Here is an 18360-nt window from a genome sequence, read left to right on the forward strand (position 1 = left end):
AACAGGGGGCCATGGGGGCGGTGTCGAGACGGGACGTCTCGTGGTCAAGGGTGCGACCGGCACTCAGTCACCGTCGGCGGGTTGGGTCGCACCCATCGCCGCATCGGCGACCTCGCCCGCGGCATCGAGGACTTCGCGGCTCGACAACAAGATGATGCCGAAGCCGACCTTGGCGACGAGGTCCAACACCATGAAGCCGGCAGTCTCGGTGTAGAGGGTGACCAGCCCGAGACCCTCAGTGCCGAGTATCCACCACACCGGATACACCAGCCAGACGACCACGATGAGGTTCCGGAGGATACGGAACGTCGATTGGGCGTCCGCCGAGAGTCGGTTCGCCTCTTCGGTCAGCGTTCCAAAGAGGAAATACAGCAACACCAACAGGAAGCCGGTCGAGACGCCCCACCAGATGAGGCGGTCACCGACGGGGCCGAGCAAGACGCCCGTCGTAGACAGCGTCGCCACGGCACCGGTGCCGATCATCAGCGCGTCCAGACCGACCAGTGTGGTGATCTGATTGCGGTTCGCTCCGGCGAGTAACGCGAGGTCGATGAGCAGCAATGGCGTTGTGAACAGCCAGTCGGTGTACCGCGCCCAGTAGATGGGCAACTCTTCACCGGCGACCGTGACCGTCGTCAAACCGAACCCGAGCGCCATCATCAGGTAGTTGACGAAGGCGATTGCGGTAATGAATATCGTCACGATATAGAACTCTTGTCTGCGTCTGTTCTCCTCGCCCCATCCGCGGGCGATGAAGTACAGCATACCGAGGAACATTCCAGCGGTGCCGATCCACAACCACAGTACTTCGCTTTCTGGAGTTGCCATGATACACCATACCCTATGGGTCCGTGTGTTTTGAAATATATACCCAACTAGTATGGTTAGCGCGGCAATAATTTCTCTCGAGAGAACGACATGAGAAGAGTCGAAGGGATCTCGAAGTTTTCACGTCCGACTCGAATAAAACGCGACACAATTTTTCGATGATTCTGTGCCAAAATATGTAGCGCACGTATGAGTACCACCCAACAGTTCAAGTCGCTGGTCCCGAGCGGCGAAAGCGCGTATAGAGGCGGACGTACGAAGGTCAGGACTGTGGGAACGTTTTAACACTTCGAAGTCATCCGAGGGGGACCAATGCATGGAGTGTTGAACGATGTCGTCGAACCGAAAGGGAGCGAGACCGTGATCGGCGAGATCTGACCGCCAGCGGTTGCTGCTCACGGAGAGTTCACAGCGAAATGATGGGACCGCCGTGATTCGAACACGGGTCCAACGGACCCCATCCGCAGAGGATACCACTACCCCACGGTCCCATGCATTTCGATGGATGACTGAGGAACGTTTAACCCCTTCGTTTCGCCGTGCCGTTCACACCAGAACGCGCTCTAACTCGGCGACGACACCCGAGTCGGCGTCGGGGTCGCCAACGAGGTAGCCGAGACAGACCGCGGCGTCGTCGGGGGTGTAGCAGGCGACGAGCGCATGCTCATCGACGCCGTCCAGTTCGTTGTCGATGACGCCGGGGGCGTAGACGGGAGCTCCGTGGGCGATCTCCTCTGCGGCGGAGGGCGCGACGGTGAGTCGCGGGAGGTGGGCGAGAGCGCGTTCAGCGGGCGAAACGACCTCTCGAAGCAGCGCGGCGTCACCCTCCTCGCGCCAGAAGGCGAGGCCGTCGGCGAGGTCCTCCATCGTCGAGAGCGTCCGATCGTCGAACGTTCCGGTCTGGGTTCGCCGGAGGTCGCCCATGTGCGCGCCCGCTCCGAGCGCGAGCCCGAGATCGTGGCACAGCTTTCGGACGTAGGTGCCGCTGTCGCACTCGATATCGAGCAACGCCCGTCGATCCTCGGTTTCGAGCGCGTCGAGGCGGTGGATCTCGCGCGTACGGAGGCGGCGTGAGACGGCGGATTTCCGCGGTGGCTTCTGATACAGCGGGGCCTCGAACTCGGCGAGCGTCGACTCGAAATCACCGGGGATCGGCGCGTGGGCCTCGAGAACGGTCACGTAGCCCTTTCGGCTGTCGTCGAACACCTGTGCGGCCCGCGTGGCGGTCCCCGTCAGGATCGGCAGACAGCCGGTGACCTTCGGGTCGAGCGTGCCGGCGTGGGCCGCTCTATCGACGCCGGCCATGTCCCGGACCCAGGCGGCGACCTGGTGGGCTGAGGGACCGGGCGGTTTGTCGAGGTTGACGACGCCGAATTCGAGGAGCGTCTCGGGATCGCGGTCGTCGGGCGGGCCACGGACCTGCATGGTCAAAACTCGTAGGTGACGCCGGTGATCGGCGTCTTCCCCTCGTCGTCGTCTGGATCGTACGACTCGACGGCCGTCGCGACGACGTCGAGGACGGCGGCGGGCGAGAATCGGGCGGTGTTAAGCGCAAGATCGTAGATGTGTAGCGCGTCGATATCGATGTCGTAGTACTCCCGGTAGCGGAGCGCCTCGCTGTCGGCGCGCTCGACGGTCTCGTGGCGGGCGGTATCGGTCGGTTTGTTCTCCCGGTCGGCAATGCGGGCGACGCGAACGTCCAGCGGCGCGTCAAGCCAGATCCGGAAGTCGGCGTGGTCGCCGGCCATCCAGCCGGCGAGCCGCGATTCGAGCACGAGATCGTCGCTGGTCGCGGCGAGGTCGCGCTGTCGGCGGTCGAGATCTCGGTCGATGGTGTCGTCTTCCTCAGCGAGTTTGTTCAACTCCAGCGGCGTGAGTTCGCGCTCGGCGGCCAGCTCCCGGAAGATGTCACCACCGCTCACGTGGTCGTATCCCAGCCGTTCCGCCAGTCCGGCGGCGATCGTGCTCTTGCCGCTGCCGGCGGGGCCGGAGATGGTTATCAACATATCAGTACTGCGCCGCTGTGAGTGAAAGACGTTACTCTTCGCGTTTGCCGGCGGACGCGGAGCGGCTCAAAAATGGATTCGATCGGGACCGATCACGTCGGCGTCGTCTGGATGTTCAGCGCCTTGCGGATGACCTGCGTAAAGCACATCGAGCAGACGAAGTACCAGACGATCCACGCCTGGATCGGGCCGAGGAGGGACTCGTTCCACCCGATCTCGCCGACGATCGGCATCATCATCGGCGCGAGGTTCACGTCCGGGTAGAGCGGCGCGCCGCGGAAGCCGACGACGGCGTACATCCACAGGAAGACGGGGATCGTCAACACCATGATCCACACCATGGGTCGGAACTGCTCTTTGAACATTCCGAGGTTGTCGGCCATCGCCTCCATCTGTTCGTCCTGAATGCGCTGGAGGGCCTCGTCGTCGCCGCGTTCTTTGGCGTCCTTGCGGCGCTCTTGGATCTCCTTCATCCGGTTTTGATACGCACCCATGACCTCCATGTTCATCAGGTTCGATTGCAGAAGCGTCGAGTACAGCCCGGTGAACAGCGCGAGGACCATCACGACGGCGAAGAACGGCAGCGTGTTCAACAGCGGCCCGAGGACGATGTTCAACGTGTCGGCGAGCGGCTCGCGGACCGATCGAAACGTGTAGCCGGCGAACATCGCGATCGCGCCGACGGCGGCCATCTTGTCCCACTTCGACCACGAGGAGTCCGCGTCCGGCGCGTCCGGGAGTTCGAGATCGTCGTCCTCGAGCGCCTCGCGGACGCCGTCGGGATCGGCGACATCGAACCCCTCGCCGTTGGAATCGACGAGCAGGCCGATCTCGATGAGACGACCCCACTGCCCGCTCGTCAGTTCGTCGGAGACGTCGCCCCACGAGACCGTTCCCTGATCGGCGCGGTCGAGGACGTACTCGAGGGCGGCCTCCATCTCTACATCCTCCTTGACGAGTTCCTGTACTTTCGAGGCTGTGCGTGCCATTACGCACCCTTACGGAGCGCGGGTAATCAACCTTTTACCTTCGATCGGCGTCCTCGTCGTCGAGCCGACGGGAGAGCCGCTCGAAGCGCTCCCGGAATCGCTTCCGACGGTCGGCTGCCTCTTCGGGGCGAGACTCAATCCCGACGAGCGCCCCGTCGTCGAACTCGAGGCGGAATCTGTCCCCTTCCGAGACGTCGATCGAGAGCTCCCCTACCGGGACGTGGCGTTCATCGAGGGGCTGCTCATCGCCCTCTATCAAGAAGATCGCGATCCCCTCGACGACGCGATCGACCGTCGCCGCGTACTCGCCGTCGAGTCTCATGGCGTCACTCCCGTACGAGGTTGCACCCGCTGGTGGGCGTGGGCGGTCGAGACGGAGCGGATGACCGTTCGCTCCGCTGCTGGGTCGGTCGGATCGGCGGTCGCCTCGGGCGCTCCATCGAGTTCCAGCGGCGACATCGTGACGTCGTGTTGGGTCCGAACGGAGATGTTCGTTCCGTTGCTCTCGAAGACGATCGAGCCGTGCGTCGCCGTCCAGACCGCCCGAGTATTGCGCTCGGCGAACCGTTCGAGCGGCTCGTCGTGGGGGTGGCCGTATGGGGAGTCGTGGGCCGCCGAGACGATCGCGACTTCGGGGTCGACGGCGTCGAGGAACGCGGCGGACGAGGAGGTGTCCGATCCGTGGTGGCCGGCGTGATACACGTCGGCGGCGAGTGCGTCCCCGTGCGCATCGAGCATCCGCGATTCCATCTCGCGTTCCGCATCGCCCGTGAACAGGAACGTCGTGTTGCCGAAAGCGATCGTGACAGCGACGCTGTTGTCGTTTAGGCTATCACCCGGCGGTTCCGGGGGGTTGCGGACGACCGTTCGAGTCCCTTCGAACGGGATTTCGTCGCCGTCACGGACTTCGAAGAGCGTCACGTTATGCCGTTCGACGGCGTCCAGATACTCTTCGTACGTTCGGGAGGTGGCGGGAACGCCGGGGTCGTAAATCGCGCCGATCCCCTCGCGTTCGGTCTCGTAGTGGTCGATAATCGCCTCGTGGCCGCCGATGTGGTCGGCGTGGGCGTGCGTCGAGATCAGGTGGTCGATCCGATCGACGTCGTGGGCCTCGAGGTACTCGACCACGGTCTCGCCGTCGTCGCGCCAGTCGCCAGAGTCGATGAGCATCGTCTCCTCGCGCGTTCGAAGCAGCGTCGCGTCGGCCTGGCCGACGTTGATCGCGTGGACCTCGAACGTGCCAGCCGTCGCCGGAGACCGCGGTTCGTCGGTCGACACGTCGGTCGGCTCTCCCGTCGGCGGTTCGGTCGGATCTACCGGTGGGACACCGACACCGGTACAGCCGGCGAGGACGAGCACCACACACAGGCCGACCGCCGCCACGAGCCGTTTCATTCGCGGAGCTACGGCCGTGGGTATCTACACTCTTTCGAGGACGATGCCCCGATCGTTCGCACGCCTGAACGGCAGAAAACACCAAAAGCCCGTTTCTCAGACCGCGTCGTCGATGGCGGCTTCGAGGTCGGCCCACACCTCGTCGAGCGAGCCCTCGCCGTCGATCCGGACGAGCGCACCCGTCTCCTCGTAGTGGTCGATGACCGGCTGGGTGTTCTCCTCGAAGACCTTCAGACGCTCTTTGACCGTCTCCTCGGTGTCATCGTCGCGCTGGACGAGGTCGCCACCGCACTCGTCGCAGACGCCCTCTTCGTCGGGTTGGTTGAACTCGACGTGGAAGTTCGCGCCACACTCCGAGCAGACGCGCCGCCCGGTCAGCCGATCGACGAGTTCGTCGGTGCTCACGTCGAGCAGGGCGACGAGATCGAGGTCCGTGATCTCCCCGAGATACTCCGCTTGCGAGAGGTTCCGCGGGTAACCGTCGAGGACGAAGCCGTCGGCGTCCTTGAGGGCGGCCTTGACGATCTCGTTGACGACCGGATCCGGCACGAGCTCGCCGGCTTCCATGTACTCGCGCGGTGTTCCGTGTTCCGTCTCCAGGTCCTTGTTGGCGCGCAGCGCGTCGCCGGTCGTGACGTGATCGACACCGTAGTGTTCGACGATGTTCTTCGACTGCGTCCCCTTGCCGGCACCCGGCGCCCCGAGCAGCAGAATCTTGGGCTGGCTCTGGCTCATATGCGGCCGTTCAAAGCGCCGCCTAAAAGAGTTGTCTGAACGCGGCGAGCGTCGGGTTGATGTGGTTGGCTCACCCACGAACGGTAATGGCGGCCGATACAGTCGAGGGTCGACGAACGTTGCTCGTCACGGGGATTCTCGATGCGAGACGCGAGGGGCAGCCGGTGACGTTCGAAGCCGAGGGCGTCGAACTCGAGTACGACGACCGGACGATCCGCCTCGAACTCGACGCCGAGCAACGCGATCGGCTCGACGCGCTCCTCTCGACGTATCACGTCTTCAAAATCAAACAGCCCGAGACGAGAAGGGCCGCGGACGGCGTCGTCTATCTCTCCGCCGTGACCGACGCGAAACACGCCGCCGATTTCGTCGACGCCGCGTTCCGCGAGGTGTACGAACTCGGCGGAGAGTACGCGCTGAACGCGGTCGATGAGGCGTGAGTTCGATCAGCAGTATCGCTCGACGAATCGGTTCGTCGCCGCATCGGTGCCGGCGATCACCAGTTCGTCACCGGGGTCGAGCCGAAACGCGCCGTCGAGATCGGTGTGGACGGTCCCGTTTCGTTCGATAGCTACGACGGTGCAGCCGGTTCGTTCGCGAATCCCGGCGTTCTCGATGATCTCTCCGTCGAGTGCCGGGGCGGTCGTCCGAACCAGTTGGACGTTCGTGTCCATCGACATGATTTCCTCGTCGTCGATGATACGTGAAGCGATCGACCGCCCGCTGACGGTGGCGAGAGAGAGCACGTAATCCGCGCCGGCACGGTAGGTCTTTCTGACGGCGTCAGTCCGATCCGCGCGCGCGATGACTTCGACGTCGGGAGCTCTGTCCCGGACCACGAGAGTCGCGAACTCGGTGAGCGTGTCGTCCGAGAGCGCGAGGACGATCGAAGCGGCGCGTTCGATGCCGGCCGATTCGAGGACGTCGGGATCGGTCACGTCACCGACGACATCGACACCGTCGAAATCGCGTATATCGACCGTCGTATGCGGAACGCCGGCGCGCGAAAGCGCCGCAGCGACCGTCTGGCCGACCTCGCCGTATCCCGCGACGATCGTCTCCCCCCGGTTCGGCCGTCGAACGGTCGATCGTTCCGCCGTCCGGAGTCGCTCGATACCCTCCGAGCCGCCGGCGAGGAGGAGAACCGTGCTACTGTCGAGCGGCTGATCGAGGGGCGGCGGCGTCTCGAACTCACCGTACGACCACGCGCCGATGACGTTGACGCCGTACGTCTCCCGCAGGCCGCTGTCCGCGATCGTTCGGCCGACGAGCGATCCGTTCCGATGGATCGGTAACTCGACGATCTCGAAGTCGTCACCCACGCGGACGGCCTCGCCCAGGTCCGCGCGAACCCCGGTGGTGAGTTTTCCGGCGAGGCCGTCCCCGAGGACGCGTCTCGGCGTGAGGACGTGATCCGCGCCCGCCAGTCGGTGGTAGGTGGCCGTTTCGGCGTCCTCGACCACGCTTATCACCGTCGAGTCCCCAGTCGCTTCCTCCGCGGCGAGAACGATACTCGCATCGACCCGGTCGGAGACATCGGCGACGAGCGCTCGGGCGTCGCCGATGTGGGCTCGTTCGAGCGCCTCTGTCGATTCCGGGTCGCCGTGGATGACTCGGTACCCGTCCGCAGCGAGGTCCATCGCTCGGTCGCGATCGGGGTCGATAAACACGTGATCGAGGCCGTTCGCGTCGAGTTCGTCGATCAGCGCCTCGGCCCGGGAAGTGTCCGAACAGACGATGACGTGATCGTCGACGGTAGCGTCGATCTCCGTCGGAACGGAGGGCGAGAGCGCGTCTTTGAAAAGCGGGAGCAACACGGCCGGCAGCGCCAAAAAGAACAGCCCGACCCCGGTGACGTCCAACAGCATCACGAGTAGATTCATCTGCACGCTCTGCCACGGGGAATCGGATCCGTAGCCGGTCGCGGTGAACGTCTCGACGACGACCTGCATCGAGTGTAGAAGCGAGATTTCGGTTCCCGGTGGCGGGTACGGACCGGGTTCGAACGTCCGCATCCCGAAATCATACGCGGCGGCTGCAACGAGGATCAAGACGGCGATGAACGCCACGTAATACACAGCGCGACGCTTGACTCGGCTCATATTCATCCGATCGGGCGCTCGACCCGAAAAGCTTCCCGACAGCGGCTCACCGCTTCCAGAACGCACCGGTGAACACCGCGAGGACGGGAACGATCTCCAATCGCCCGATCCACATCAAAAAGACCATCATGAGTTTGGTCTCGAACGGGAACTCGGTGTAGCTGCCGAAGGGACCGAGCGATCCGAAGCCGGGACCGATGTTCCCGAGCGTTGCGATCGACGCGCCCATTGCTTCCAGCGTACTCAGTTCGTAGCCGACACGCAGCGAATCGAGCACAAAAAAGACCGTCGCGACGCCGAAGAGCACCATATACAAAAGCGTGAATGCTGTGATTCCGCGAACCACGTCCTCGTCGATGACGTAGCCACCCAATCGGATCGGTTTGATCGCGCTCGGGCGTGCGGTCCGGAACAGTTCCCGGCGCAGCGCTTTGATGACGACGATCCACCGGATCACCTTGATCCCGCCGCCGGTCGATCCAGCGGAGCCGCCGATGAACATGGTGAACAACAGTAGCGTCTGCGCGGCGGGGTCCCACTGTGCGAAGTCGCTCGTCGCGAATCCGGTGGAGTTCAACAGCGAGCCGATCTGGAAGGCGGCCTGCCGCAAGGCGTTTTCGGTGTTGCCGGCCGTCGTTCCGCCCAACTCCTGTGGGGGCGCGCCGCCGCCGTACAGTAGGGTCGCGAGGATCGCCGTCAGGATCGCGATCGCCCCGGCGTACACCCGAAACTCCGGGTCGTTGAGGAGCGTTCGAACGTCGCCGTCGAGCAGGTGCCAAAAGAGCGCGAAGTTCGTGCCGGCGACGACCATGAACGGAATGATGACCCACTGCACCGCCGCCGAGAAGGCAGCAATGCTGTCCGCTTCGGGGGAGAATCCGCCGGTCGGAAGCGTGCTGAACGCGTGGGCGACGGCGTTGTAGGCTGTCATGTTCGGCGCGAATCCGCCGAGATGCAGCGCGTACAGCAACACCGCGAGCAGCGCGGTGAAGCCGAAGTAAACGATCCAGAGCACCCGCGCAGTCTGGGTGATCCGCGGGGTGAGCTTCTGGAGGTCCGGGCCAGGAGCCTCCGTCTTCATCAGCTGTGCGCCGTTGACCGCCAGCTCCGGGAGGATAGCGACCATCAAAACGATGATCCCCATCCCGCCGAGCCACTGGGTGAGCTGTCGCCACAGCATCAGCGCGTGGGAGTGTCGGTCCGTCGAGATCTCGCCCATCACGGTCGCCCCCGTCGTGGTGAAGCCCGACATCGACTCGAACAGCGCGTTCACCGGATGCGCGAGCGCCGATGGGGTGCCGTAGCCGGCGAGCAGGTACGGGATCGTGCCGACGAGCGCGACGGCGAGCCACGAGACGACGACGAGCAACAGCGCCTCCGCAGGCCCCATATCGGGATCGGGGTCGAGTCGTTCGAGGGCAAACGCGAGGAGTCCGGTCGCCGCGGCGGAGACGGCGAACACCCAGACGTCCTCCATATAAATGAACGAAACCGCGAGGGGGACGACCATCGCCGCCGCGATGTACTTGAGCACGGTCCCGACGAGGCTCGCGGTCGTCAGCCACTTCACGCGGAGCCGCATCGTCTCACAGACACCCCGTCATTTCCGGCGTCGCTCCATACGTTCCGGGTTGGTCGGTGATGGTATATAAAATCCGCAGGATTACGTTCTCCAGAACGCCCGGGTGAACAACACGAGGACGGGGATGATCTCGATGCGTCCGATCCACATCAACAGGATCATCGCCGTTTTCGTCGCCATCGAAAAGCCGTTGTACGTGCCGTAGGGACCCGCCTCGCCGAACGCCGGGCCGATGTTGAGAAACGTGGACGCGGCCGCGCCCATCGCGTCGAACTCGGAGACGTTCGCGCCGATCCGAGCCGCGTCGACGACGATGAGGATCGTGAACAGAAAGAAGATCACGAGGCTCAACAGCAGGTACGCGTAGATGTCGCGGATCGTCTCCTCGTCGACGGTACGACCGGAGAGTCGAACCGGCCGGACGGCCTCCGGGTGAACGCTGGTAAAGAGGTTCCGGCGGAACGCCTTCAGCGCGACGAGCCAACGCAGCGACTTGATCGAGCAGGTCGTCGACCCGACCATCCCACCGAGGAACATGCACAAAAAGAGCATGTGTTTCCCCGCCGCCGACCACAGGTCGAAGTCGACGCTCGCGTAGCCGGTCGTCGTGACCATCGAGGCGACGTTGAACGCCGCGTGTCGGAGCGTCGCCTCGGCGCTGAACCCGGCGTTCGGGTCGAACACGAGCGCCGCGGCGACGAGCGTCGTGAAGAACGCCAACGCCCCGATGTAGAAGTGGAACTCCTCGTTTTTCAACAGCCGCATCGGCTCGCCGTTGATCGCGAAGTACATGAGCACGAAACTCGTCGAGCCCGCGATCATGAACGGGATGACGGCCCACTGGACGATCGGCGCGAACGCCCCAATGCTCAGCGGCTCGGGCGAAAAGCCAGCCGTCGACACGGACGTGAGCGCGTGGGCGACGGCGTTGTACAGCCCCATCTTCGGCGCGAGGTCGACGAGATGGAGCCCGTAGTAGACGACGACCGCGAGCGCCGTCAGTCCGACGTACAACCCCCAGATGAGCCGCGCCGTCTCGGAGATCCGAGGCGTCAGCTTGTTCACGTTTCTCGTCTGCGTTTCGGTCTCCATGAGCTGTGCGCCACCGACGCCGAGTTCCGAGAGGATCGCCGTCGCGAGGATGAGGATACCGAGCCCGCCGAGCCACTGGAGGATCTGTCGCCACATCAGTATCGACCGATCGTGGATCGAGAAGTCCACCAGCGTCGTCGCTCCCGTCGTCGTCAGCCCGCTCATCGCCTCGAACATGGCGTTGATAGGGTGGGCAATCGTTCCCATGCCCGCGGTGACGAACGGGATCGCACCCACAGTGGCCACGAGAAACCAGATTACGGCGACCGCCAGAAAGGCCTCTCGCGGCCCGAGATCGCCGGGGTCGCCGGGCAGCGACCGAAGCCCGCCGCCCAGCGCGATCGTGACGACGATCGCGACGACGAACGGGAGCACGGACTCGCCGTACCACACTGCGATCGCGAGCGGGAAGACGAGCGGAATCGCGAGATACAGTAGTATTCGCCCGGTAAGATCGAGGCTCGTCCGCCAGTCGACGCGTACGCGGACCATCTACGCCATCGTGGTGAGCTCGTCGACGAACGAAGACTCGACGAAGACGATGATGTGGTCGCCGATCTGAAGCTCCGTGTCGCCGCGGGGGGTGATCATCTCTCTGTTCCGCGTGATCGCACCGAAGACGAGATCCGCGTCGATATCGGCGGCGATGTCCCGAATTGGACGATGGATCAACTCGCTCGAGTCGGTCAGTTCGAGCTCCAACACCTCCGCTTGATCGCCTTCGAGGACGGCGATGTTTTCTGCGACGCCGCCGTGCGTAAAGCGGGTGATCTCCTCGGCGGTCACCTGACGGGGATTGATCGCCACGTCGATGCCGATCTCCTCGAACAGCGTCACGTACTCGCCGTTGTCGACGACCGCGACGACGCGGTCGGTGCCGAGGCGTTTCGCCAGCATCGATACCAGGAGGTTCCGCTCGTCGCTGTCCAGCGCCGCGATGACGATGTCGGCCTCGTCGACGTGTTCGCGCCCGAGGAACTCAGTGTCGGTCGCGTCGTGCTCCATCACGAGCGTATTGGGGAGTTTCTCCGCGAGTTTCCGCGCTCGGGCGTGATCCCGTTCGATGATCCGCGGCGAAAGATCGCGTTCTTCTAGCAGTCGAGCCGTCTGGTAGCCGATCTCCGAGCCGCCGATGACGACGATTTCGTCGGCTTGGCCGGGCGTCGCTTCCGGGGCGATATCGCTCGAAAAGCCCTGTACGCTCTCGGGACTGCCAATGACGACCGCCCGGTCACCGGCCTTGATGACCGTGTCCCCTCGAGGAAGAACGAGCTCATCGTCCCGAAAGAGGCCGGCGAAGGTCAGCGACTCGAACCTGTCGGCCTCGGCGACCGTGTGGCCCGCGACCGGGCTCTCAGGACCGATCTCGAACTCGGCCATCTGAACGAGACCGCCCGCGAAGGGGTCGACGTCGACCGCCGAGGGGAGCCCGATCACTCGCACGATGTTCTCTGCGCTCAAGAGGTCCGAACAGACCATGAAGTCGACGCCGAAGGCCTTCTCCGTCAGTTCCCACGTCTCGAGATACTCGACGCTTTTGGTCCGCGCGATGGTGAACGGATCACCGACGGTTTTCGCCGTCTCACAGGCGACGAGATTGGTCCGGTCGTCGTCGGTGCTCGCGATGAACAGATCCGCGGCCTCGATGTTGGCCGTCCGTAGCGTCGACAGCGAGGTCCCGTCTCCGGTTAGCGTCATCACGTCGAGGTCGTATTTCAACTGTTCGGCCCGGTCGGGATCGATATCGATGACGACGACATCGTGATCCGCGGCGAGGCTCCTCGCGATCGAGGTCCCGACCTCGCCGGCCCCGACGATAACGGTGCGCATACCCCCACGTCTCGGTGAAGCATGAAGTGAATTACTATCCCGTGAGCCGGACGCGTCGGGCGCTCGTATTTTAACAGTGTGGCGGTCGTACCCGTGTGAGAATGCTCTACGGACGCGTCGCCGATCTCGGTCTCCGAATCGACGATTACGATATCGACCTGCGGAGCCGGGAGACGTCCAGCGGCTTCGAGCGCGTCACGGTCGTCGTCTCGCTCGAGGGGGACGGCGAAACCGGCCGCGGCGAGGACGTGACGTACGATGGCGACGCCAACGTCGCCTTCGCAAACGCGGACGCGTCCCTGTTCTATCCCGACTCTCCAAACGATGTCGCGCCATCCGGCTACAACGACCCGAATCCGAGCCGCGGATTGCCGTCGAGCCAACTCGAAGCCCCCGCGGAACCGTAGGGGCTGTCGTGGGAACAGCGATAGGGACGCGACCGTTCGACCAATAAAAAGAATCCGCCGGCTAGTCGCCGAACATCTGGCGCATCATCGGATGCATCTCCATCAGCTGCTCCTCGGCGATCTCCTCGTAGAGCTTGTAGGTTATGGAGACGGTGAGGAGCAGCCCCGTTCCGGTGACCTGCCCGATCGTGCCGAGCATGTTGGCCATGACGGCGAGAATCCCGACCAGCGCACCGCCGAGGACGGTGACCTGTGGGATGTAGCGTTCGAGCACCTTCTCCGTGACGCCCGGCGACTGCCGGAAGCCGGGGATCTGCATCCCGGAGCGCTGGATCTGTTTGGCGGTCGCGTTCGGACCCATCCCGGTCGTTTCGACCCAGAAGATGGCGAAGATAGCGCCGCCGACGATCATGAACGTCAGGTCGACACCGACACGAACCATGATCTGCCAGGGGGCCGCGGCCGTCTCGCCGAGCCACCACATCCAGTCGTTCGGGGAGTAGATCGGGGCGAGATAGTAGAACAGCCCACCGGTCGGTTCGGCGAAGCCCTGTTCGGTCCCGGCGTAATCGCCGAGCCACGCGGGCATACCGGCCCACTGGGCGTTAAGAATGCGGCCGAGGAACTGCACGTTCGCCTGCAGCGCGCGAACGAGGATCATCGGCAGGACGCTCGCGTAGATGAGTTTCACGGGGAAGCGACCGCGAGCGCCCTTGACGCGGGCGTGGCTGAGCGGGATCTCGACGCGGACGGACTCGGCGTAGACGACGATCCCGAAGATGAGAAGCGTCGTGATCAACGCGAGCAGCTCGCCGGGACCCAAGAACAGATCGAAAAGCCCGGTTTGGGTCAGCACGGGCCCCATCTCGACATCGCCCGTGAGGATACCGTACCACCGCGGGAAGAAACCGACGTAGCCCGCACCGAGGCCACTCCACGCGATGAAGCCGCCGATAAGCCGCTGGCTCACACCGGCGATGATGAACAACCCGATACCGGAGCCGACGCCCCACTTCGAGATGATCTCGTCCATGTAGAGGATGAGCATGCCGCCGACGAAGATCTGGGCGAACATGATCCAGCCGAGCACCGAGGCCGACACGCCGAGCGATTCGGCGATCGATTGGCTTGGCTGAAGGAAGCCGGCGAACACCATCGGCAGGCCGGTGAGTACCGTCATGACGATGACGAGCATCTTCTGCAGCCCCTGGTACAGTGCCTGATCGCGAGGGTTCTCGTCCGTGTTGAGCCCCAGCAGGTCCGCCCCGCCGAGCAGCTGCAACACGATGGATGCCGTGACGATCGGACCGATACCGACCTGCAGTATCGATCCCTGCGAACCCGCGAGGATCGTTCGGAACTGCCCGAAGATGTCGGAGTTCTGGCCCAGCCCGTAGATCCCGACGTTCGTCAGGAAAAAGTACAGCACGAGCACGCCCGCGGTCCACCCGAGCTTCCGCTTGAACGGGACGTGACCCGTCGGTCGCTCGACGGCGGGCAGCCGCGTGAGTACCGGTTCGGCGGCCTCCTTCCAGCTCATTTACGCTTCCTCGTTATCCTCGTCGGTTGTGTCTTTTTCGGATTCCGCCTCGGCTTCGAGTTCCTCGCCGCGCTCTGTGAGGACGGCCTCGCCGCCGGCCGCGTCGAGCGCCGACGCCGCGCTCTCGGAGAACGCGTCCGCGACGACCTCGAGTTCGTTGTACACCTGTCCCGCACCGAGAACTTTCACGAGGTCGACGTCGTGGCCGTCCTCGACGAGGTCGCGAGCGTCGACGGCGTAGCCGTCGCCGGACTCGTCGGCAACGCCGTCGGCGGCGAGGACCGCGATGTCCTCGTCGATCTCGCGAAGATTGACCGTTTCGACGTCACGTCGGGTCTTTTGGGGCCGTTTGAACCCCGATTTCCCGAGCGGTTCGTAGTTGTGGAACTCGTGTTTGGATCGACCGGCGCGACCGCGGCCACCGCGATGGCCCGCGCCGCGACGGTTCTTGTGCGTCCCGCCACCGTGCGTTCTGGAACCGCGCTGTCGTCGTTTCTTCGAAGTCATTATCGCATCGCCTCCAGGAGCTCGTCGATCTCCTCGGTCGTGTGTTTGCCGAGCTGACCACCCTCCTTGGTCGGGTGTTTGATTCCGTCGTGGCCGCCGCGGGGCGGGTGGAGACGGATCGTCGGGGCGATCCCCTGCTCTCGAAGCGTCGTCTCCTCGGCGACGAGTGCCTCCGCGAGCGCCGAAACGTCGTCGTAGTCGGTGTGCACTGCGACCCACTCGTCGTCGATATCGGCGTCGCCTTCGGCCGGTTCCGCGCGACGGGAGACGAGCAGTTCGACGGTCTCGAGCGACGGTTCGCCGTGGGCGACCCAGTCGTTGACCTTCGTCACCATGCCGCCGTAGGTGTCCGTCTCAGGGACGAACGTCGCGTGGTTGACGCGGTGGAGATTGAGCATGCCGAGCGTGTCGCGAACTGCGGCGCTCTGGTTGACTTCGCCGCGTAGTTGGACGATCGCCCTCATTCTTGGGCCTCCCGACGGATCTTCCGAGTGTGCTCCGGTGTCCGCGACTCCGACGCGTTCTGCAGGGCGTTGTAGGTCGCCTTCGCGAGGTTGAGCGTCGTTCGCGTGTTACCGTGACACTTCGTCCAGGCGTCCTCGACGCCGGCGAGCTCGAGCACGTGTCGAACAGTCGGCGCCGCGGCCAGCCCGAGTCCGCGCGGAGCGGGTTCGAGCACGACTTCGACGGAGCCAGCCTTGCCGGTCGTCCGCCGCATCAGGGAGTTTCGACCGCCGGGACGGTCCTCCCACGAGCCCGAGCCGAGCGGAACGTCGATGATGTTCAGCTTCGCGACCTCGATCGCCTTCTGGATCGCGCCGCCGACCTGATCGTCGCGGCCCTGCGCGTAGCCGACGTAGCCGTCGCGGTTTCCGACCGCGACGACACACCGGAACTTCACGCGCCGACCGGAGTCGGTCATCCGCTGGACCATGTTGATGTCCAGCACCTCGTCCTCCAGCCCCGGTAGGAGCTGATCGACGATCTTCGGTTCCTTCAGCGGGAGCCCAGACTGCAGGGCCTCGCGCATCGATGTGATGTCGCCGTCCGCTACCTTTCGTCCGAGCCGCGTTCGCGGCTCCCATCCGTTACTCATAGTTCATCCTCCAGGCGCTCTCGCACCTCATCAAAGTGAGCCGGAAGCTCCGTCGCGTCGAAGTCGTGGCCGTAGAGCTCGTCGTCGAGCGATTCGGCGTACTCCGCGATGTGCGAACCGCGGGTCCGCTGCCAGTCGGCGAAGACATCCTCGTTGTGCGGGATCTCCAGCCCTGCGTCGATTGCACCTTCCTGTACTGCGAACACCTTGTTGCCGGGCGTCGCGGTGTTGAGCCCGATGTCGAGCACGGCCTCCTCGAGGCCGGCGTCGACCGCGCGCTTGCCGGCCAGATAGCCGGTCAGGTACGCGGCTGGCAGATTACCCGTCGGGGCCTCCCAACCGAACGCCGAGAGGTCGTTCGACGAAGCGCTCGCCACCGTTTCGTCACCGCTTTGACCCGTAACGACCAGCTGCGCCCTGGTGTGGTTGTTGCTCTTGCGAGCGACCAGTCGTGGCTTGCCGGATTTCAGCAGGCGCAACCTCTGATGGTAGTTCGTCCGGGCCTCGCGGCGACGCCGCATCGGCACCGTGTATCGTGGTCCTGTCGCCATTATTGTTCACCGTAGTTGTCCGCGATATATCGGTTCAGGTCCGCGACGCTGTCGAACTCGCCGCCGCTGGCCATGTCGTACAGCTTGCGGTACTGTGAACCGTCGATGTCGCCGTCCTCGCGCAGCTCGCGCAGCTCGCGACGCTGTGCGCGAATCCGGCTCCGCCAGTCGTCCTTTCGGTTCTGTCTGCCGCCCGCTTTCCCCTTCCGGGACCCGTGTCCCTTCCGGTGGCCGTAGGCGCGCTTTTTCTGCCGTTCGCGCGCTCGACCGCGGGAGTTGCTCTTCGCGTCCGTTGCCTGGATGACGCCGGAATCGATGAGTTCGCGCACGTCGTCGCGCGTGATCGCGTCTGCGATCTCCGCTTGCGCGTCGGGATCGAGTCGAACACGGTTCTTACCGACGCCGAGAATGTCGGCAGCGAGTCGTTTCTGTGCCTTCAGATCACTCATTCTTCGACCTCCACTTCGACGTAGGTCGGGTTGAGAACGCGGATCCCTGCCTCCTCGGCGAGCTCTTCGATGCGCTCTCGCTTTCGGGCGCCGACCGTCGAGCCGATTCGAATCGCCTCGCGATCGCCGTCGATACCGTCGACGTCGTCCGGCGTCTCGACGTGGACTTCCTCGAAGCCGCTCGGGTGACGGCCACGGATCGCCTTGGGCGTCCGGTAGCCGGCCTCGACTTTCGGGCCTTTGCCCTTGTAGCCGCGGCGCTGCTTCGAGAGACCGCCACGCGGGCGTCGCCACGACGTCGGGGTCCGCTTTTTCATGTGGTAGTCCTGTCGGTTGAACTGCGGTTTGCCGACGCGCTCGCGCTGTGCGAGCAGTCGATCTTCGTCGTCGGAGAGCTCCGGAGTCTTGTCTGCCAGCCCGCGGGGCTGCAGTTCCGTCTCGACGTCCTCGTCGACCTTCTCGGCCGCCTCAGGCGTCTCGTCTTCGACTTCGGCCTCCGTTTCGTCGGCGACCTCGAGATCGCCGACATCGGCTTTGATCCGCGCCGCGAGCGCGTTGCCGATCCCGTCGACCCCGGCGAGCTCCTCCTGTGTGAGCTCGCGGATGTCGTCGACGGTTTCGATGCCCGCCTCGCGGAGCTGTTCTGCCTTCGCGTCGCCGACGCCGCTGATGTCGGTCAGCTCCTCGTACTCGTCTTCGTGTTCCTCGTCGCTCATTTGGCCTCACCTCGATCGGGCATTCCCGTGATGTAGACGCCGTCTTGGAAGACGCGAGTATCCTTATCGGAGACGCGTGTCAGCTGTTCGATGTCCGCGGCCGTCTGACCGACGTCCTCGATGTTCGGACCGCTGATCGTCAGTTCCTCGCCGTCGACCGAAACCTCGGTGTCGCCGCGGATCGGCGTCCGTCGCGGCGCTCGCTCGCCGAGGAAGTTCTCGATGACGACCTCGCCGTCCTGAACGGAGACTTGCATCGGGAAGTGAGAGTAGAACACTTCCATGTTGTACTCCCACCCGTCGGTCACACCGTAGAGCATGTTCCGCACGTGGCTCTCGAAGGTGCCGACCGTCGAGTTCGTTTTCGCGTTGTCGTCGTCGGATTCGATCACGACTGCGTCGCCGTCCACCGTGACCGCGATGTCGGGGTACCAGAGGCGTCGCGTGACGCTCCCGTTCGTCCCCTCGACGGTCAACTCGAGGTGGTCCATCGTCACCGTGACCTCGTCCGGTATGTCGATTTCTTTGCGCATTG

General features: G+C 64.3%; 21 protein-coding genes and 1 tRNA gene. 2 read left to right on the top strand and 20 right to left on the bottom strand.

Features of this window, described 5'->3' with window-relative positions:
* Positions 1-63 precede the first annotated feature (63 nt).
* The 8 genes from DM868_RS06075 to DM868_RS06110 all read right to left on the bottom strand — a co-directional run bounded on the left by DM868_RS06075 (position 64) and on the right by DM868_RS06110 (position 5953).
* Positions 64-828, bottom strand: a complete 765-nt coding sequence (locus tag DM868_RS06075) for a bacteriorhodopsin (protein ID WP_137275977.1) — start codon at positions 826-828, stop codon at positions 64-66.
* A gap of 420 nt (positions 829-1248) precedes the next feature.
* A tRNA-Pro gene (locus DM868_RS06080) sits at positions 1249-1319 on the bottom strand.
* A gap of 55 nt (positions 1320-1374) precedes the next feature.
* The gene (locus tag DM868_RS06085) at positions 1375-2253 is read right to left on the bottom strand and encodes an RNA-guided pseudouridylation complex pseudouridine synthase subunit Cbf5 (protein WP_137275978.1); all 879 of its coding nucleotides are present in this window, start codon (positions 2251-2253) and stop codon (positions 1375-1377) included.
* Between the two features lie 2 nt (positions 2254-2255).
* On the bottom strand, positions 2256-2834 hold the full coding sequence (cmk, locus tag DM868_RS06090; RefSeq protein ID WP_137275979.1) for a (d)CMP kinase: 579 nt from the start codon (positions 2832-2834) through the stop codon (positions 2256-2258).
* A gap of 92 nt (positions 2835-2926) precedes the next feature.
* Positions 2927-3823, bottom strand: coding sequence for a DUF106 domain-containing protein (locus DM868_RS06095; RefSeq protein WP_137275980.1), 897 nt, complete (start codon positions 3821-3823; stop codon positions 2927-2929).
* A gap of 34 nt (positions 3824-3857) precedes the next feature.
* Positions 3858-4145: a DUF3006 family protein gene (locus DM868_RS06100; RefSeq protein ID WP_137275981.1), complete on the bottom strand. Its 288-nt coding sequence runs from the start codon at positions 4143-4145 to the stop codon at positions 3858-3860.
* Complete coding sequence (locus DM868_RS06105) at positions 4142-5218, bottom strand: ComEC/Rec2 family competence protein (protein WP_137275982.1); 1077 nt, start codon at positions 5216-5218, stop codon at positions 4142-4144. The genes DM868_RS06100 and DM868_RS06105 overlap by 4 nt, the downstream gene beginning before the upstream one ends.
* 96 nt (positions 5219-5314) lie before the next feature.
* Positions 5315-5953, bottom strand: a complete 639-nt coding sequence (locus tag DM868_RS06110) for an adenylate kinase (RefSeq protein WP_137275983.1) — start codon at positions 5951-5953, stop codon at positions 5315-5317.
* Between the two features lie 86 nt (positions 5954-6039).
* On the opposite strand from DM868_RS06110, the gene DM868_RS06115 reads away from it, so the two are divergent.
* Positions 6040-6393 carry a hypothetical protein gene (locus DM868_RS06115; RefSeq protein WP_137275984.1) on the top strand — a complete coding sequence of 118 codons (354 nt, stop codon included), beginning with the start codon at positions 6040-6042 and terminating at the stop codon, positions 6391-6393.
* Between the two features lie 6 nt (positions 6394-6399).
* On the opposite strand, the gene DM868_RS06120 is transcribed toward DM868_RS06115, so the two are convergent.
* The 4 genes from DM868_RS06120 to trkA all read right to left on the bottom strand — a co-directional run bounded on the left by DM868_RS06120 (position 6400) and on the right by trkA (position 12559).
* Positions 6400-8055, bottom strand: coding sequence for a potassium channel family protein (locus DM868_RS06120; protein WP_137275985.1), 1656 nt, complete (start codon positions 8053-8055; stop codon positions 6400-6402).
* A gap of 46 nt (positions 8056-8101) precedes the next feature.
* Positions 8102-9637, bottom strand: a complete 1536-nt coding sequence (locus tag DM868_RS06125; RefSeq protein WP_137275986.1) for a TrkH family potassium uptake protein — start codon at positions 9635-9637, stop codon at positions 8102-8104.
* Between the two features lie 81 nt (positions 9638-9718).
* The gene (locus tag DM868_RS06130) at positions 9719-11221 is read right to left on the bottom strand and encodes a TrkH family potassium uptake protein (RefSeq protein ID WP_137275987.1); all 1503 of its coding nucleotides are present in this window, start codon (positions 11219-11221) and stop codon (positions 9719-9721) included.
* Positions 11222-12559, bottom strand: a complete 1338-nt coding sequence (trkA, locus tag DM868_RS06135) for a Trk system potassium transporter TrkA (protein ID WP_137275988.1) — start codon at positions 12557-12559, stop codon at positions 11222-11224. It lies immediately after the preceding gene.
* 101 nt (positions 12560-12660) lie between these two features.
* Here trkA and DM868_RS06140 point away from each other — a divergent pair, with 101 nt between their 5' ends.
* On the top strand, positions 12661-12966 hold the full coding sequence (locus DM868_RS06140) for a hypothetical protein (protein ID WP_137275989.1): 306 nt from the start codon (positions 12661-12663) through the stop codon (positions 12964-12966).
* Between the two features lie 61 nt (positions 12967-13027).
* Here the strand turns inward: DM868_RS06140 and secY are convergent, their stop codons facing one another.
* Genes secY through DM868_RS06180 form a run of 8 tightly spaced genes read right to left on the bottom strand, consistent with a single transcriptional unit; the run spans position 13028 to position 18358 of the window.
* Positions 13028-14506 carry a preprotein translocase subunit SecY gene (gene secY / locus DM868_RS06145; RefSeq protein WP_137275990.1) on the bottom strand — a complete coding sequence of 493 codons (1479 nt, stop codon included), beginning with the start codon at positions 14504-14506 and terminating at the stop codon, positions 13028-13030.
* A complete protein-coding gene (locus DM868_RS06150; RefSeq protein ID WP_137275991.1) occupies positions 14507-15013 on the bottom strand; it encodes an uL15m family ribosomal protein in 507 nt (168 codons plus the stop codon). It lies immediately after the preceding gene.
* Positions 15013-15477, bottom strand: coding sequence for a 50S ribosomal protein L30 (locus DM868_RS06155; RefSeq protein WP_137275992.1), 465 nt, complete (start codon positions 15475-15477; stop codon positions 15013-15015). Before DM868_RS06155 ends, DM868_RS06150 begins: the two co-directional genes overlap by 1 nt.
* On the bottom strand, positions 15474-16109 hold the full coding sequence (locus DM868_RS06160; protein WP_137275993.1) for a 30S ribosomal protein S5: 636 nt from the start codon (positions 16107-16109) through the stop codon (positions 15474-15476). Before DM868_RS06160 ends, DM868_RS06155 begins: the two co-directional genes overlap by 4 nt.
* Positions 16106-16660, bottom strand: coding sequence for a 50S ribosomal protein L18 (locus DM868_RS06165; RefSeq protein WP_137275994.1), 555 nt, complete (start codon positions 16658-16660; stop codon positions 16106-16108). The genes DM868_RS06160 and DM868_RS06165 overlap by 4 nt, the downstream gene beginning before the upstream one ends.
* Positions 16660-17109, bottom strand: a complete 450-nt coding sequence (locus DM868_RS06170) for a 50S ribosomal protein L19e (protein WP_137275995.1) — start codon at positions 17107-17109, stop codon at positions 16660-16662. The genes DM868_RS06165 and DM868_RS06170 overlap by 1 nt, the downstream gene beginning before the upstream one ends.
* Positions 17106-17825, bottom strand: a complete 720-nt coding sequence (locus DM868_RS06175) for a 50S ribosomal protein L32e (protein ID WP_137275996.1) — start codon at positions 17823-17825, stop codon at positions 17106-17108. The genes DM868_RS06170 and DM868_RS06175 overlap by 4 nt, the downstream gene beginning before the upstream one ends.
* On the bottom strand, positions 17822-18358 hold the full coding sequence (locus tag DM868_RS06180) for a 50S ribosomal protein L6 (protein WP_137275997.1): 537 nt from the start codon (positions 18356-18358) through the stop codon (positions 17822-17824). The genes DM868_RS06175 and DM868_RS06180 overlap by 4 nt, the downstream gene beginning before the upstream one ends.
* Between the last annotated feature and the right edge of the window lie 2 nt (positions 18359-18360).

The sequence above is a fragment of the Natronomonas salsuginis genome (genome assembly GCF_005239135.1).
In the GTDB taxonomy this organism is placed as follows: domain Archaea; phylum Halobacteriota; class Halobacteria; order Halobacteriales; family Haloarculaceae; genus Natronomonas; species Natronomonas salsuginis.